This window comes from Christiangramia sediminicola (genome assembly GCF_031344135.1).
GTDB lineage: Bacteria > Bacteroidota > Bacteroidia > Flavobacteriales > Flavobacteriaceae > Christiangramia > Christiangramia sediminicola.
Map to the genome: position 1 here is coordinate 290,518 of NZ_JAVJIU010000002.1, position 16,487 is coordinate 307,004.

The following is a 16,487-nucleotide window of genomic DNA, read 5'->3' on the forward strand; positions in this document are numbered from 1 at the left end:
ATTAATTAATTTGGAATGAAGGAATTTTAAAAAAACGCCAATATTTTGAAGTTAGACCTCAAGTTGTACCGTGGATATGTGAACGATGAAGAACTTGTGGTATTCGGACATTTATTTCAATCCTGGGCACCGGATAAATATAGCATTGAAAAAAAAGGGATCAGGCATGCCTATGCGATCCTGCATAAATTCAGGATCAAGCCGTTTGAAAATTATGAAATTCGATTGAAATTCAGAGATCTTGAGGTTACTACAAAAACGCAGGAAGACGGATATTTTAGGTTTACTATTCCTTATGATGCAGATTTAGAACCCGGCTGGCACACTTACGAAGTGAGTTGTAAAATGTATGAATTCGGGATGGTTGAAAAAGGGGAGCTTTTAAAACCTTATCCAGGAAAACTGGGAATAATCTCAGATATTGATGATACTTTTCTAATCTCGCATAGCAATAGCTTTTTCAAGAAGTTATATGTAATGCTTTCTAAGAATATCAATAAACGTAAGGTTTTTGATGATGTGGTAAAACATTATAAGCGATTAAGCAAGGCAGGCCAGGATTCTGAACATTCTTCTAATTCATTTTTTTTTGTTTCCAGCAGCGAATGGAACTTATATGATTTCATCGCCGAATTTGCAGATCTGCATGAATTACCCAAGGCGGTAATAAAACTTAAAAAGATAAAAACCGGGCTTCGGGATTTTGTTAAATCGGGGAGAGGTAACCACGATCACAAATTCATTAAGATCAAGGATATTATTTCCTTTTATCCGCACATCCAATATGTTTTGATTGGTGATGATTCACAGCATGATCCTTTTCTATATGAACGTATCTGTAAAACTTTTCCGAAAAATATAAAGGCAATTTATATACGGCAAACTACCAGCAAGCAGAAGAAAAAAGTTCAGAAAGTTATGGCTAATCTTGAAACTATGGATGTTAGTACCTGTTACTTCAGGGATAGTGAAAAAGCCATACATCATTCAGAAAGAGAAAATATTATTTGACATTAAAAAAGGGAAGTTTTAAACTTCCCTTTTTTAATAATTTATATACCGGTAAACTAGTCACGGTTGTAAAATTCTCTTCTGTCATAAAAATCTTCACTGGTTCGAGTTTTCTTTCTTCTGTTTGTATATAGATCTTCATTATCGATATCTCGATCATCGCGTACCCAATTTGAATCATCATCCAGTGTTCTTTCTGGTTGAAGATCTCTCGGAGTATCATGGTGATGTAAAGCCCTGTTATGATCATCGATAGGCCTGTTATGACCTTCAGACTTATATCTTAAATTTTCTTTTTCTCTGCGCATTCTTGCTTCAGCATCCGTCTCAACCCTATCGTCACGATGTCTTGCTTCTTCTTGAATTCGAGCCTCCTCTCTTCTTCGAATTTCTCTCTCTTCCAGTTCAGCATCGCTATATGCAGTTCTGGTTCTTCTTAATTCATCTTCCCTATTGAAGTGTTCTTTTCTACGATCATAAGATCCAAGAACATGATTTTCATAGTCTCTGCTAATGGTAGTTCCAGATCTGTATCTCTTCGTTTCTGCAAAAGTCTGGTAGTTAATACTTTCAGAATAGGCATACTTATCATTAAGATCCAGATTCACCAATCCAATAGGTATGATGATATGGTTTTCACCTTCTTTGTTGATGAATTCTTTCACTTCAGAATTTTGATGTGAAGAGAAAGGGTCATGATTGGTATCGATAATACTTTGATCTACTTCCACATCTACATAAACTACTTTTCCGAGTTCTTTATTCACAAGTAGATTATCCACTTTTCCGATCGTTCTGTTATCAAGGTCTTTGACATGCCAACCTCTAATGTCTGGATCCTTACTGTTAACCTTATAATCCTTCAGTTCACTTAAATAATATAAATGCTTTTCTCTGGTACTCATAACATTGATTTTAATTAGATAGTTTCATTTTCATTGATATGCAATTCCATCTGCGGTTTTGCATAAGTCACTTCTTCCATACTTGTATTATCCACGTCATCTGGTTCATCTGTATCCAGACTGCCATAGAAATATAAAAAAGCCAGCACACCTAAAATAATGATTAATAATATCCATGGCCATACCGGTTTTTTCTTTTCAATTCTTATGTCTGCCATAATTCAAATTTTTAATTGGTTTGATCAAAACTAAATTACCTATGAACAGTCCTAATTTTATTTAAGCTTAATGTAAAGTATTGTTAATTAGTCTTTTATTTGAATTAGCTGAGAAAAAGGCATAAAAAAGCCGGATATCATACTTATACCCGGCTTTTCTTTAAATTATTAAAGAGATTATTTCAGTAGTCTAAGCAACCTTTTCCATGCTTTATCGTGTGCATTTTTATTTCCATCGTTAGCATCTGTTTCATGTCCGCTTCTCATGAAAGCATGCCCCGCATTATCATAAATTTCATATTCATATTTTTTCCCTGCAGATTTCATTAAGTTTTCGGTTTCTTCAATGGTGGAATTTACTCTATTATCATTTCCGCCATAATATCCGTAAACAGGAGCTGATATTTGGGAATAACTGCTTGTGTCTTTTGGTGCGGTTCCATAAAATACATGTGCTGAAGTTAAATCTGAATTCTTTGTCACATATTTAAAAGTTTGTGAACCTCCCCAGCAAAAACCAATAACTGCAACTTCTCCAGTAGATGCTGTATCATTTTTGATGTATTCAAAAGCAGCATCAAGATCTGCGATTACCTGTTCTTCATCAAGATCGTAAATAGCATCCCTTGCTGCGTCTGAATTTTCAAAATCAGTGGTTCTATCAACACCTTTTACAGTATTCGAAATAAGATCTGGCGCAATAACCAGGTAACCTTCAGAAGCCAGTTTATCTGCGAATAATCTTGCCCAGTCATTTAATCCTCTATTTTCATGAATCACTATCACCGGTTTAGCTTTTTCGCTGGATTCTGGATAGACTACAAAGGCATCGAACTCCCTTTCGTTATGTGATAGAGTCACCCACTCATGATGTCTTGGTGAATCTGAAAGTTCACCTGACTCAGACTTTTCTTGATCAGATTTAACTTCAGTAACCTCTGAATTTTTGTCTGAATTATTTTTACATGAATTCAAGCTGAAGATCAGAATTGTAATGGCTAAAAAAAGTTTAATATAATTCATAATGTCGATTGTTATCTAAATGTACCTGAAGGAAAAACGACCATGCTTTCATGACCATTCTTTCCAACTGCTGCCACACCGAAGAAAAAGTTATCTATCACAATTCCGTCAAGAGTGAATTCAGTAATATCTCCTACAAATCTGGAATATTGCCATTGCGGAGCGGTAGTGTCTCTCCAGTATATTTTATAACCAGCAATATCACCATCAACGGCTTCCCATCTCAGTTTTGTATCTGGTTCCACGATTCCTCCAATTTCAACTTTTGAAGGAGCAGGGGGAGCCCAGGCTAAACTTGCCAGGTTAATTGCATTTACAGCGGTTAGTTTTTTAGCGTAATTGAAATTCACACCTTCTACAACATCGCCATATTCAATTCCATCTTCGGTTCTGATATCCTGATGCTGTCGATTATAATTTTCATGCGCTTCCATAATACGAACTCCGGCGAAACCGAGATCATTGAATGGTCTATGGTGACCACCTCTGCCAAATCTGTCTAATCTGTAGATCATCATTGGGTTCATTTCAGGCATGTAGGTTTCTACATTTTTATGAATATACCTGGCCAATTGTCTTGAAATACCATCTACTTCACCTCCATAAAACCTTCTCATTCTTCTTTCTCTTTCAGTTTCGGTAGGAGGTACCGGTTCTGAAAAAATTCTGAAACTTCTATTATCAATAACCCCGTCAACGCCTTCAATATTCCCGATCATATCGTTATTCAGAATACCGATAATTTCCCAGTTATTATTTTTGGCGTATTCAGCAAGACCTTTTCCTCCAAACAATCCCTGTTCCTCTCCAGATAGTCCTACATATATAATACTACTTTCAAACTTATACTTGGAAAGTACTCTGGCTGCTTCCATCGTTCCGGCCATCCCGCTCGCATTATCATTTGCTCCCGGTGCATCAGTTTCAAAATCCATGGTGTTACTCGCGCGGGAATCTATATCACCGCTCATAATTACATAACGATTTGGATATTTGGTTCCTTTCTGAACTGCTACAACGTTCACTACCCAGGCTTCTTTAGGTATGCGCTCACCATCTTCTGGAGTTACAAAATCCTTTTGGTAGAAAACATCCAGGCAATCACCACAATCTGAAGAAATATTCTCAAACTCAGATTTTATCCATCTTCTTGCAGCTCCAATTCCTCTTGTATCTGAAACGGTATCGCTAAAAGTATTCCTGGTGCCGAAACCGGCTAGTTTTCTGATATTATATTCCAGGCTATCTGCCGATACATTTTCAATAATTTCATAAAGACGTGAATCTGTAGTCTGTGCAATTGAAAATTGAGTGAATAGGCCTAAACATGCTAAGCCCAGAATTCTAACGGGGGTAAATATTTTCATAGTAAATTTTTAATTGGCTCCCTAAAATACGTAAGTTTCAGGAATATGTAAAAAAACAAAGCCCCGAGAAATTCCCGAGGCTTTGCATATAATCAATTTGTCTATAAATTAACTAGCTACTTCGTGCATCTCTGCTTTAGCTTTATTAATTTTTTCTTCTGATTTAGATCCTGCTACAGTAGCTTTAGTTCTAGCTTTTAAGGCTTCCATCTTGTGGTTCACTGAATTAGTGAAGTCATTTAAACTTCTGTTTGCACCTTTAAGATAATCATCACCTTTTTCAGAGATAGCCTTACGGGTATCTGTTCCTTTCTTAGGCGCATATAAAAGTCCAACTACAGCTCCCGCTACAGCTCCGGATACTAATCCTAATAACAATTTTCCTGATTTCATAGAATTTGGTTTTAAATTGGTTCGATTTAATTTACGATGTAAAATTAAGCAGAAATTAAAGCGAAGCCATCTCCTTTCAGTTAATGTATATTTAAACTTTTATTAGAATTCCCAAATTATTTAACAGAGAAAATCGGCTATAAATTTTCTTTGAAATTTTCCAGTAGGTTGCGAACTTTCGGAGTTCCTTCCACGTAGTATCTCGCGCTGGTTTTCTTGATCCCAACTTTAACAGTATAAGAACTTTCCGGCAGATCCTGGAACATATATTCATCTGTCCAGTCATCACCAATAGCAAATATGAAATCGTAATCCTTTCCTACCAGTTTTTTGGAAGAAGCCTTTCCTTTATTTACTCCGCTACTTTTTATTTCGAGAACTTTATTTCCTTCAAGAACGCTTAATCCACGATTTGAAATAAGCTCTTTTAGAACATTACTCAATTCGTTTGCTCTTATTTCACCAAGTTCAGGATCGGCTTTTCTATAATGCCATGCCAGTGAATAATTTTTCTCTTCAATAAAAGTACCCGGAGTTCTATCTACAAAATTTTCGATCACAGGTCTAACGGCATCCATCCATTCGCTTTTTACATTTTCAGATAGTTCCCACTCACCGTCAATCTGTCTCATCCAGACTCCATGTTCTGAAATCAATTCAACCGGGACATCCTGCCACCAATCTCCAAGAGTATTCTTATCTCTACCGCTAATCAAAATAACATCTGTATTTTCCTGGGCATTTAATGACCTAATCAATTCTTTCAGTTCAGCATCAGGGCGAGCATTTTCTGGCTTGTCAACGAAGTTTACTAAGGTTCCGTCATAATCAATAAACAGTACTCTTTTCTTAGCATTCTTGAACTGATTCATGATCTCCTGGGAAATATCAGGAGTAACCCTGATAGACTTGAATGAATCTCTGTTTTCTTTTGTGCTTCTAAGCGATTTCATGAAATCTTCAGCCCATTTTTCTACACTATACCTGCGTAGTCTCTTCTGAAGCATCTTATTTCTCTCTATCTGTTCTTCTTTCGGCATTTCAAAAGCCGTTTTAAGAGCTTCAGATACCTGTTCGAAATTATTTGGATTAATGATAAGTGCTTCGTTCATTTCGTGCGCTGCACCCGCCATTTCGCTTAAAATTAGTACACCTGTTTTATCTGTTCTGGTAGCGATGTATTCTTTCGCCACTAAATTCATCCCATCTCTTATTGGTGTAAGAAGTGCAATATCACAGGTTGTATAAAGATCAATTAGATTTTCAAATGGCATAGATCTGTAGAAATACCATATTGGCGTCCAGCTAACCGTAGAGAATTTACCGTTGATTCTACCAACAAGTTCATCAACTTCACGTTTCAATCTTCTGTATTGCGGAACATTTGATCTCGATGGAACTGCCAGCATCACCAATCTTACCTTTTCAATATATTCCGGATTCTTATCCAGGAAATACTCGTAAGCCCTGATTCGGTGTGCAATTCCTTTAGTATAATCCAGCCTGTCTATACTCAGGATCATCTTGGCATCTGGAGTTGCTTCAAGATGATGATCCAGTCTTTTCTGAAGTTCAGACTGATCTGCAGAAGTGCTTTCAAAATGGTCTAAAGCGGCCTGTTCGAATTTTTTATAATCGATTCCCATAGGGAAAGAGTCTACTTTTACAATTCGATCTGGTAAGGTGATCTCATTAAAATCTACCTGATGTCTCAAGATCCTACTAACAGAACTCAAAAAGTGACGTTCATAATCATAGGTATGGAAACCAATCAAGTCGGCACCAAGTACTCCTTTTAAAACTTCATCTCTCCAGGGTAAGGTTCTGAAAACTTCGTAGGAAGGAAATGGTATATGGTTAAAGAAACCTATGATTGCATCAGGAGCTTTTTCACGTACCATATTTGGAACCAGCAATAATTGATAATCGTGCACCCAGATCACATCTCCTTTCTCGTAATGCTTCAAGATCTCATCGGCATATTTCTGGTTTACCTGCTTATAATATCTCCAGTAGTCATCATCAGACTCTGTATATTCCATAAAATAATGGAATAATGGCCAGATGGTTCTATTGCTGAAACCATAATAAAATCCGTCAATTTCAGCTGAATTTAAATGCAGGGCGACACAGTTCTCTTCCTTTGCCTTTTTCTGAACTTCATCCTTCAAATTTGAAGGAATTTCTTCTTCAACTAAACCTGGCCAGCCAATCCAGATACTATCTCCATCCTTATGAAATGATTTTAAGCCGGTTGCAAGTCCACCAACGCTTGGAGTTACATCCAGATCGTTGTTTTCAATAGAAACTTGTAAGGGTAATCGGTTGGAAATAATGATTGTTTTACTCATAATTAAATGTAAATGCTGTTGTGACGAATTCGATTTTTCTTAAATTTCCGAAAATCATTTCACACAGCCATTGATTTATAAGATTTTTAAGATATATGGATAACCTCGATTACGGTATAATAAGCAATTGCAAAAGCGCAGCATTAATTTCTAAAACAGGTTCTCTTGATTGGTGTTGTATGCCCAATTTTGATTCTTCAGCAATGTTCGCCAAAATTCTGGATGAGAGAAAAGGAGGGAGTTTTGAGATCCTTATTGATGATGAATACGACATTAAGCAGGAGTATCTTTGGGAGACCAATATTTTAAGCACTGTTTTTAATAATGGGAAGGATTCTTTTCAGCTTATAGATTTTATGCCGAGGTATCCACGCGAAGATGGGTCATATTATGCTCCGCCAGATGTGATTAGATTTTTCAGATTGATTAGTGGAGAACCAAAGTTCAGTATCAAATATGATCCTAAACTGGACTTTGCCCGTGAAAAGACCTATAGCGAACATAAAGGTGAATATATTAAGAGCTTTACCAAGGAAGGAAAATATGATTCAGCTTATTTCTATTCAAGTTTCAACCTGAATGATATTCTGGAATCTAATGAGATCACCTTGACCGGTAACGCATACTGCCTGGTGGGTTATCATGAAAAACTCGTAGAACAATCTTTAGATCGCTCTTATCTGAAATTCCAGAGAACCAAGGTTTACTGGATGAATTGGAGTGATAAGACTACTCGTTATACACATTATGGAAACGAGATCATGCGTAGCGCATTGGTTCTTAAAGCCTTGTCTTATAAAAAATCTGGAGCTGTACTTGCTGCTGCAACTACTTCCTTACCTGAGACGATAGGAGAGGAGCGAAACTGGGATTATAGATTTTGCTGGATTCGTGATGCATCCATGGTGATTAAAGTAATGGCGGGATTGGGACATATTAAGTCGGCAAAAGATTTTCTTCAATTCATTCTGGATATTATTCCGAACAAGGATGAAAAGATCCAGATCATGTATGGGATCAACGGGGAAAAGGAATTGACCGAGCATATTTTAACCCATTTAGACGGGTATAAGGAATCCAAACCTGTAAGAACCGGTAATGCTGCTTACATTCAGAAACAAAATGATATCTATGGGATCCTGATGGAAGTGATCTATCAGCAATTCTTGATGTTTGAAACATCCTTAGAAAATTCTGAGGCGCTATGGACCGTTGTTCGTGGAATTGTGATGATCGTTGAAGAAAACTGGAAGAAACCAGATAAAGGGATCTGGGAATTGAGAACTGAAGATCGTCATTTTGTATTTTCTAAGCTTCTTTGCTGGGTAGCTGTAGACAGAGCGATCAAAATTGGAGAAGTTCTAAGAATGGGTATTAATGATACTAAATGGAAAGCACTTCGAGAGGAGATCTATCAGGATATTTATACCAACGGATGGAATGAAGAGAAACAGGCATATACTCAATATTACGGTTCTTCAGATCTTGATGCTTCTACTTTACTAATGCAATCCTACGGATTTATAGAAGCAGATGACCCAAGATTTGTAAGTACAGTTCAGGCTACAGAAAAGGAATTATGTGAAGACGGCCTTATGTATAGATATAAGAATAATGATGATTTTGGTAAGCCAACATCATCATTTACGATCTGTACATTCTGGTTGATAGATAGCCTTTACAAAATTGGAGAGAAAAAGAAGGCAAGAAAAATGTTTGATCAGTTATTATCTTACAGCAACCATTTAGGTTTGTTTAGTGAAGACATCGATTTTAAGACCAAGCGTTTGCTAGGAAACTTTCCCCAGGCATATTCACATCTTGCGTTGATAGAAACTGCGGCAAATTTCAGTAAAGGGATTGCTACGGAAGGGATGATTTTCCAGGATTGATTTCTGTATCATTCTTTTTCACGGTAACCCTTGTTTTTGGTAAATGTTCCGGATAATTATTCTGAATGAATTCCAGTAATTTCTCTCTGAGGTAAACCCGAAGATCCCAGGCTGTTGGTGAATCTTTTGCACTAACCAATACTCTGAGTTCAACCGACTTTTCAGTAGCATTGGTCACCTGCATAACATTTACGTTACCATCCCAGAGATTTGTAGCATTCAATAACCTGGTCTGTTCTTTTCGAATGGCATCAAAAGGAAGTCCGTAATCAGCATATATAAAAACGGTTCCCAGGATATCTGCTGAAGTTCGGGTCCAGTTCTGAAATGTATTTTCGATGAAGTAAGTCGTAGGAACCACAAGTCTTCTTTTATCCCAAATTCGAACAACTACATAAGTAAGGTTAATTTCTTCGATCCAGCCCCATTCACCTTCTACGATCACCACGTCATCTAGCCGAATTGGTTGAGTAAGCGCGATCTGAATCCCGGCAAGTAAGGTTCCTATAGCTTTTTGTGCGGCCAGACCAATAATGATTCCGGCAATTCCAGCCGAAGTTAGTAAACTTACTCCAACAGACCTGATGCTGTCAAAGCTCATTAATGCGATTCCCACGGCTAAAGTTACAATGATGAAAATGATGATATTTTCAAGGATAGCATATTGAGTATAAACTTTTCTGGCTTTAAGATTATTGGGACTGTGCACATCATACTTCCGAAGCATTCTCTTTTTAAAAACTTTAAAAAACAGTATTAGGAACCAGGCAATGCTTAGAATAACGGTTATAGTACTAATGTGACCAACGATATCCTTAGTCGCATCAAATCGAAAAATATCACTGATAACCGCAATTTTTGCGATCAGCGAAGCTAGAAATATGAGAAGTGGTACTCTTAATTTCTCTGCAAAGTCTATCGGAAGAATATACCTTGGATCTTTACCGATCTTCTTCAGAATAAAGAAAGCAATGGTAAAGCTAAATAATAGAGCGAATATTCCTATGATGAGGTAGTAGAGTCCGTTTCTTTCTATATCCAGCATGAGTTACTTTTTATATGAATATAAAGTTAGCAGTTCTCATGAAAAGCTATTACCAGATGGAAATGTTTAACCTATAAGGTTTTCGGAACTATTCAGCATTGATATTTTGCTCCAACTTCACTCTGGTTTTAGATAAATAAGTTCCGTCTTCAAGTTCTGCGACATATTTAATCAGGTCTTCCCTAACCTTACAATGTAAGTCCCACGCGGTTGGATAATCTTTTGCAGTACAAAGGCACCTTATTTTTATAACCTGGTTTGTAATTGCTTCTACCTGTACAGTAGGTTCCTCTTCATCGTCCCATTCTTCATAATTCTCCAGAAGTTCTTTGAATTTAGACCTGATTTTTGAAACATCTACACGGTAATCTGTCTGCATTTCAATTTCCAGTTTACTTTTAGAGCTTGTCATAGAAAGATTTTCAAAGCTTTCAGAAATTACAGATTTCAACGGAATTACTTTTCTCTTCAAATCCCAGGTTCTTACCACCATATAAGTAAATGTGATATCCTCAACAAAACCGTAAGAGCCCGCAATTATTACGGCATCACCAATCTTTGCAGGTTTGGTGATGGCTATCTGGACACCTGCTACTATATTACCCAAAGTGCTTTGTGCTGCTATACCGAAAACTACCGTGGCAATTCCTGCGGAAGCCATGAGGGAGATACCTAGTTTTTCAAGAGATGGAAACTGAGAGAAAACTACTGAGGCTCCAATAAAAACAATTACGAAAATGAAGATCCTTCTTCCTACCGAGATATAGGTCATCATCTTCCTGGCCTCCGCATTTTCTTCTTCACTAAGATCACCTACCTTATTTTCCGCGAAGAAATCCATGATATAATCTATAATTCGCATTACCAGCCAGGTAACGATACCAATGATCACTATTAAAAGCATCGTATAAATTCCGCGAGCCAGTGGACCCGTAAATGAAATGAGGTTATTTAGGAGTAAATAAAAAATTAGAATTCCAACCGCGGCTCCAGCCGGTGAAGCTAATCGGTTAGCGATATTCTTGATCCAGTATTTTTCAGTGCCAGAGAAAATTTTTCTAATATAATGGGAAACTATACGTGATATGAAATAGGCGAGTAAAATCAGTAAGATCGTTCCTATCAATTTCCAGACAGGTATTCCAAAAATCTCAAAACTGATCCAGCTAGGGATCATTCTGTCTAATTTCCGCGGGCCATAAGTTTTATAAAGAGGTTCAATATTTTCAGTAGTTTGTGAAGAGATCAGCCAGATGGGGCTTTTATCCTTGAATTTTACTCTTTGCAGGCGGAAAACGATATCCCTGCCATCAAGATCGGTTTTACCGAAACTTACGCTTCTTCTTGGTTTACCAGCAACTGCTTTATTGGTTGAGGTGCTAACATCAATCTGACCGTCTGGTCTATCTGAAAGTTCATCCCAGCCAATTGAAATTTGTCTTTCAAAAACAAAATTGAGCTTTTCAGCCAAAAGGGCTGCTTCTTCTTCTGAAAGATCATCTGGTAATAAATTAAGGTTCAAAGAATAAGCAGCTACCTTGAATTTATTATTTCTGGAATTGATTATAAAGTGCTCCAGCGCTGCCTGTGGTGTTTGCAGGTTGATATCCACAGGTGGATAACCGACTCCATTATTCCATTTATCCGCGATATAATAGGCATCTGAATATTCATTTAAAGTATTTCCGGCATTTGCAGTGCTATCTTTTAGAATAGTTTCTTTGCCAGGTAATTTTTGATCTTCAGATTGATCTGTTGTGTCTTTTTCCTGTGAATAGAGTAAGCTTATGTTCAAAAATAAGCACAGGAAGATTTTTAAAGCGTAGCTTGTATGGCTGGTCATTTGAAAATTATTGGTCTGAACCCAATATAACATTTTTACTTTGAGACGTAAAATGCACTATACCATAAAAAAAGCCACCCGTTGAGGTGGCTTTAATTTTATATATTGAGAAGAATTAGTTTACAAAACCAGCTCTTGGTCCACCATCCATAAAGACAGTTCTCATACGAGCTTTCTGACCTTCAGAGAACATGTACATACAATCGTCATATACATAATCCATGTAGTTCATTGTCATATCTGCAGACTTACAGTTTACAGTAGGGTAAGAAGGACATTGGTAGTTTGGTCCGTCAGAATCAGGAGTATCAGCTACAAAGTCATCTTGACGACATCTACCATCACCCCAAATGTGACGAAGATTTAAGTAGTGACCAACTTCGTGAGTTGCAGTTCTACCACCATCATAAGGAGCCTGTACATATCCAGTGTTACCGAAGAATTGTGGAGCTATAACTACACCATCAGTAGCAGCAGGTCCTCCAGGGAACTGTGCATAACCTAGAATTCCACCACCAATGTTAGCTACCCAGATGTTAAGGGTATTAGATGGAGATACAGGTGGGTAAGCATATTTTACATCATCTCTTGTTCCCCATTCAGCTCTTGAGTCACTATGACGCTGTACGCCAGCAAGAGTAAATGAAACTTCAGAATCTGCTACAACACCTGCAAATTCAGAAGGAGTATTGCTTGCATCAGAGTTAGCAGCTCTAAAATCTTCATTTAAAACAGCGATTTGAGAATTGATCTGCTGATCTGAAATGTTTTGTTGAGAATTACTGTAAACCACGTGTACAACAACAGGTATGTTAACCACACCTAGATTATCGGTTGCTGGTGGTTCAGTAGTTCCTCCACCGCCGCCTCCTGGCTTACCTTTGGCGTTTTCAGATTTTGCAAGAATAGAACGTGTATTCTTTTCAATTTCGAACATTCTTTCGTGAAGTCCTTTGTTCTCATTAAGAAGACGGTTAAGGTTCTTCATACTGTAACATTTGTCTGCAGCATTTTCAGATCTTCTTTCATCTGCAGCGTCGGTGTAAAGGTAGAAATCACTCATGTCTACCTGAGCTTGTTGCTCTTCCAAAACGGTTTCTTTGGGGTCTTGCTCACAAGAAGCAAATAAGAAAGCCATTGCGGCCATTCCTAAAATAACTTTTTTCATGTTTTAACTAGTTTTTGTTTGAGTTTCGCCGAATATATCTAAAATTTTATGTTTTCTTAACACTATTCGAAACTTTTTATGACATTATTAGAATTTGTAGTAATGGTTCACTTGTCTTATAAGCAGTAGAAGTAGAGAAATGCTCAGGCTAAATAATTTATTGCCAATATTTTAATAAAAGTCTTAAAACCTTATTTCTGATAAAAAATTTGGTGTTTGATTTTCAAGTTTTTAGAATGAGCTTTTTTAAAATTAAAATTAACCTTATTAATAAAAGCTTAAAAAATTAAGAATTGTTCAATTTGAAGGTGTTGTCCTTTTATCTATTTTTTCTATCAAATTCAAAACGTAATTATGAAAAAGACCAAACTTATTATGCTCGCTGCTAGCTTGAGCATCTTTGCTTCCTGTGAAAAGGAAATTGAAACTCCTGGCATTGCGGAGGTACAAAAACTTGAAACTCCAGCAATGGAGTTTAGACCACTGGAGAATAATTCTTTTAATATCAAATTACCAGATAATACAGACTCCAAGGTAAAGTCGAAAATAGGAGATTATAATATTTCATTATTTTCAGCGGAGTATATTACAGCTAATGGTTCGGAAGAATTGGGAACCACTATCTTTTTTACAAACCGCGGCAATAAAATGTTATCCTCAGACTTTGTTCCAGGCTTAGCTTATGATGGCACTTCAGACATATCATATTATATTGATAAAAATCGTCCATCTAATGATATCGATGTAAAAGTTAGTACCGCGGCTATTGGAAGAGCTATGGATAGCTGGAGAAATGTGAACTGTTCAGATATTGGTTTATACGAAATTCCTTATGATGAAGTAGAAGAAGGTGAGGAATTGCAAGAATATGGAGTTTTTGCATATTTCTATGGTATTTTTTCCGGAAATGATTTCGGTGGAGCCCCATTATACATAGCAGATGTTTATCATGGCGGTTGGTTAGGAGCAGAGTTTTTTGATTATTTAACCGAGCGTGGTTCTGAATTCATTCTTGGTGTAACTTTAACTTATACATTTACTGATGAAGATGGAAATTTGGTAGACACCGATAATAACGGTAAAGCAGATGTTGCATTTAGAGAAATATATTACAATGACACTTTTACTTGGAATGACGGTAGGACATATGATATTGAAACGATTGCTTTACATGAAGCAGGTCATGGATTAAGTCAGGCGCATTTTGGAGAGGCCTTTAGAACGAATGCAAATGGAAAAATTCATTTTTCACCTAGAGCTGTAATGAATGCAACATATTCTGGTATACAAACTGCGGTTGAGAAAACTGATGAAGCAGGACATTGCGCGAATTGGGCTGAGTGGCCAAATAAATAAGTTTTTTTAATTATTAATTAAAAAAAAACCACCCGAACTGGGTGGTTTTTTCAGTTTAAAGAATGTTTCTTAGAAACAATATTTATTTTCTGAGGTCAGCTTTTCAGCAATGGTATTTCTTAATGCCACTACATTTGGCTGATTTGTATATTTCGTGAAACGCTTAAGTCCCATCAACATCATACGCTGCTCGTCTCCTTCAGCAAAAGAACCAATTCCTTCTTTAGCTTTTACAGTTACCGTATCAACAGCATGATATAGGTACAATTTCGCCATTGCGATCTCTTCTTTCTGGCTATCTACTCCGTTTCTCTTAGCATTCTTTTCAGCTCTAAGAATTCCAGATTCTGCCATATAGATCTCTATCAGAATATCTGAAGCAGCCAGTAATAATTGCTGGTGCTCTTCCAATTGTGGTCCAAATTTCTGAACGGCGCTACCTGCAACCATCAAGAATACTTTTTTAAGCTTAGCGATCATTTCTTTTTCTTCAGCAAAAAGCTCAGAATAATCAGGCTTTTCCATAGAAGGAATTCCTGTAAGTTCATCAGCTACCTTCATTGCAGGGCCTAAAAGATCTACATGACCTTTCATCGCTTTTTTCACAAGCATACCAACAGAAAGCATTCTGTTAATTTCATTGGTACCTTCATAGATACGAGCGATACGTGCATCTCTCCACGCAGATTCCATTGGAGTATCTGCAGAGAATCCCATACCACCATATACCTGGATACCTTCATCGCTACAATTCTGAACATCTTCAGAACAAGCAACTTTTAGAATTGAACATTCTATAGCATATTCTTCAACACCTTTTAATTCAGCTTCTGAATGCGATGCACCTTCTTCTAAACGAATATTTATTCTGTCTTCAATATTTTTTGCTGCACGATAAGATGCTGCTTCCCCAACGTATGCTGAAGTTGCCATTTCTGCCAGTTTAGATTTAATAGCTCCAAATTTTGAAATTGGAGTATCAAACTGAACTCTATCATTAGCATATTTTACAGAAAGATCTGTCACTCTTCTTTGAGCATCAAGAGAAGCTGCAGCCAACTTGATACGACCTACATTAAGGGCGTTCATTGCGATCTTAAATCCGTTACCACGTTCAGAAAGCATATTCTCAACCGGTACTTTAGTGTCGTTAAAGAATACCTGGCGGGTAGAAGAGGAGTGGATACCTAATTTCTTTTCTTCTTCACCAAAACTGATTCCGTTCTCTTTATCATTTTCAACAATAAATCCGGTAATGTTCTTATCATCCTCGATTCTGGCGAATACAATAAATACGTTTGCAAATCCCGCATTTGAGATCCACATTTTCTGTCCGCTAATACTGTAATGTTTTCCATCATCAGAAAGAACAGCTTTCGTTTTCCCTGAATTCGCATCAGAACCTGCTCCAGGTTCAGTTAAACAATAAGCTCCGAACCATTCACCAGTAGCAAGTTTTGGAACGTATTTTTTCTTTTGCTCCTCAGTTCCATAAAGAGTGATAGGCATTGTACCAATCCCGGTATGTGCACCGAAGGCTGTAGCCACAGAACCTGTAGCTCCAGAAATATAATCACAAACTAGCATAGTAGAAACGAAGCCCATTCCAAGACCATCGTATTCTTCAGGCACGGCAACTCCAAGGAAACCAAGTTCCCCGGCTTTACGCATTACCTCTTCGGTAAGTTCATAATTCTTCTTTTCAAATTCTTCTTTGTGAGGCCAAATTTCACGCTCAACAAATTCCTTAACAGAATCACGCATCATTTTTTGTTCCTCGTTAAAATCTTCAGGAGTGAAAACGTCTTCACATTTGGTCTCCTTTACAAGGAACTGACCACCTCTCAAAAGATCCTTTTTAGCTGTATCTGTACTCATTTTTATAGTAGTTTGATGTGAGAACTATGTCTCACTT

General features: G+C 37.1%; 13 protein-coding genes. 3 read left to right on the forward strand and 10 right to left on the reverse strand.

What is annotated here, in order from left to right:
• Window positions 1–45 precede the first annotated feature (45 nt).
• Window positions 46–1,011, forward strand: a complete 966-nt coding sequence (locus tag RE431_RS05170) for an App1 family protein (protein WP_309560902.1) — start codon at window positions 46–48, stop codon at window positions 1,009–1,011.
• A 56-nt stretch (window positions 1,012–1,067) separates the two neighbouring features.
• Here the strand turns inward: RE431_RS05170 and RE431_RS05175 are convergent, their stop codons facing one another.
• The 6 genes from RE431_RS05175 to RE431_RS05200 form a co-directional block, all read right to left on the reverse strand.
• A complete protein-coding gene (locus tag RE431_RS05175; RefSeq protein WP_309560903.1) occupies window positions 1,068–1,916 on the reverse strand; it encodes a hypothetical protein in 849 nt (282 codons plus the stop codon).
• A gap of 14 nt (window positions 1,917–1,930) precedes the next feature.
• Window positions 1,931–2,134, reverse strand: coding sequence for a hypothetical protein (locus RE431_RS05180; protein ID WP_309560904.1), 204 nt, complete (start codon window positions 2,132–2,134; stop codon window positions 1,931–1,933).
• Window positions 2,135–2,311: 177 nt separating this feature from the next.
• Entirely contained in the window at window positions 2,312–3,157 is an 846-nt protein-coding gene (locus RE431_RS05185) for a dienelactone hydrolase family protein (RefSeq protein ID WP_309560905.1), read from the reverse strand.
• An 11-nt stretch (window positions 3,158–3,168) separates the two neighbouring features.
• Window positions 3,169–4,524, reverse strand: coding sequence for a M28 family metallopeptidase (locus RE431_RS05190; RefSeq protein ID WP_309560906.1), 1,356 nt, complete (start codon window positions 4,522–4,524; stop codon window positions 3,169–3,171).
• A gap of 108 nt (window positions 4,525–4,632) precedes the next feature.
• On the reverse strand, window positions 4,633–4,917 hold the full coding sequence (locus RE431_RS05195) for a YtxH domain-containing protein (RefSeq protein WP_309560907.1): 285 nt from the start codon (window positions 4,915–4,917) through the stop codon (window positions 4,633–4,635).
• A 137-nt stretch (window positions 4,918–5,054) separates the two neighbouring features.
• The gene (locus RE431_RS05200) at window positions 5,055–7,268 is read right to left on the reverse strand and encodes a bifunctional alpha,alpha-trehalose-phosphate synthase (UDP-forming)/trehalose-phosphatase (protein WP_309560908.1); all 2,214 of its coding nucleotides are present in this window, start codon (window positions 7,266–7,268) and stop codon (window positions 5,055–5,057) included.
• Between the two features lie 95 nt (window positions 7,269–7,363).
• Between RE431_RS05200 and RE431_RS05205 the strand changes: the two genes are divergently transcribed.
• Entirely contained in the window at window positions 7,364–9,160 is a 1,797-nt protein-coding gene (locus tag RE431_RS05205; protein ID WP_309560909.1) for a glycoside hydrolase family 15 protein, read from the forward strand.
• On the opposite strand, the gene RE431_RS05210 is transcribed toward RE431_RS05205, so the two are convergent.
• The 3 genes from RE431_RS05210 to RE431_RS05220 form a co-directional block, all read right to left on the reverse strand.
• A complete protein-coding gene (locus RE431_RS05210; protein WP_309560910.1) occupies window positions 9,132–10,205 on the reverse strand; it encodes a mechanosensitive ion channel family protein in 1,074 nt (357 codons plus the stop codon). The genes RE431_RS05205 and RE431_RS05210 overlap by 29 nt on opposite strands.
• Window positions 10,206–10,293: 88 nt before the next feature.
• On the reverse strand, window positions 10,294–12,048 hold the full coding sequence (locus RE431_RS05215) for a mechanosensitive ion channel family protein (RefSeq protein WP_309560911.1): 1,755 nt from the start codon (window positions 12,046–12,048) through the stop codon (window positions 10,294–10,296).
• A 115-nt stretch (window positions 12,049–12,163) separates the two neighbouring features.
• Window positions 12,164–13,216, reverse strand: a complete 1,053-nt coding sequence (locus RE431_RS05220; protein ID WP_309560912.1) for a zinc metalloprotease — start codon at window positions 13,214–13,216, stop codon at window positions 12,164–12,166.
• 354 nt (window positions 13,217–13,570) lie between these two features.
• Between RE431_RS05220 and RE431_RS05225 the strand changes: the two genes are divergently transcribed.
• A complete protein-coding gene (locus RE431_RS05225; RefSeq protein ID WP_309560913.1) occupies window positions 13,571–14,572 on the forward strand; it encodes a hypothetical protein in 1,002 nt (333 codons plus the stop codon).
• Between the two features lie 69 nt (window positions 14,573–14,641).
• Here RE431_RS05225 and RE431_RS05230 read toward each other — a convergent pair whose 3' ends face one another.
• Complete coding sequence (locus tag RE431_RS05230) at window positions 14,642–16,450, reverse strand: acyl-CoA dehydrogenase family protein (RefSeq protein ID WP_309560914.1); 1,809 nt, start codon at window positions 16,448–16,450, stop codon at window positions 14,642–14,644.
• Window positions 16,451–16,487: the final 37 nt, after the last annotated feature.

Bases quoted from the DNA above. Each gene is read 5' to 3' on its own strand.
- RE431_RS05175 (WP_309560903.1), bottom strand. From the start codon at position 1,916: ATGAGTACCAGAGAAAAGCATTTATATTATTTAAGTGAACTGAAGGAT.
- RE431_RS05180 (WP_309560904.1), bottom strand. From the start codon at position 2,134: ATGGCAGACATAAGAATTGAAAAGAAAAAACCGGTATGGCCATGGATA.
- RE431_RS05185 (WP_309560905.1), bottom strand. From the start codon at position 3,157: ATGAATTATATTAAACTTTTTTTAGCCATTACAATTCTGATCTTCAGC.
- RE431_RS05190 (WP_309560906.1), bottom strand. From the start codon at position 4,524: ATGAAAATATTTACCCCCGTTAGAATTCTGGGCTTAGCATGTTTAGGC.
- RE431_RS05195 (WP_309560907.1), bottom strand. From the start codon at position 4,917: ATGAAATCAGGAAAATTGTTATTAGGATTAGTATCCGGAGCTGTAGCG.
- RE431_RS05200 (WP_309560908.1), bottom strand. From the start codon at position 7,268: ATGAGTAAAACAATCATTATTTCCAACCGATTACCCTTACAAGTTTCT.
- RE431_RS05205 (WP_309560909.1), top strand. From the start codon at position 7,364: ATGGATAACCTCGATTACGGTATAATAAGCAATTGCAAAAGCGCAGCA.
- RE431_RS05210 (WP_309560910.1), bottom strand. From the start codon at position 10,205: ATGCTGGATATAGAAAGAAACGGACTCTACTACCTCATCATAGGAATA.
- RE431_RS05215 (WP_309560911.1), bottom strand. From the start codon at position 12,048: ATGACCAGCCATACAAGCTACGCTTTAAAAATCTTCCTGTGCTTATTT.
- RE431_RS05220 (WP_309560912.1), bottom strand. From the start codon at position 13,216: ATGAAAAAAGTTATTTTAGGAATGGCCGCAATGGCTTTCTTATTTGCT.
- RE431_RS05225 (WP_309560913.1), top strand. From the start codon at position 13,571: ATGAAAAAGACCAAACTTATTATGCTCGCTGCTAGCTTGAGCATCTTT.
- RE431_RS05230 (WP_309560914.1), bottom strand. From the start codon at position 16,450: ATGAGTACAGATACAGCTAAAAAGGATCTTTTGAGAGGTGGTCAGTTC.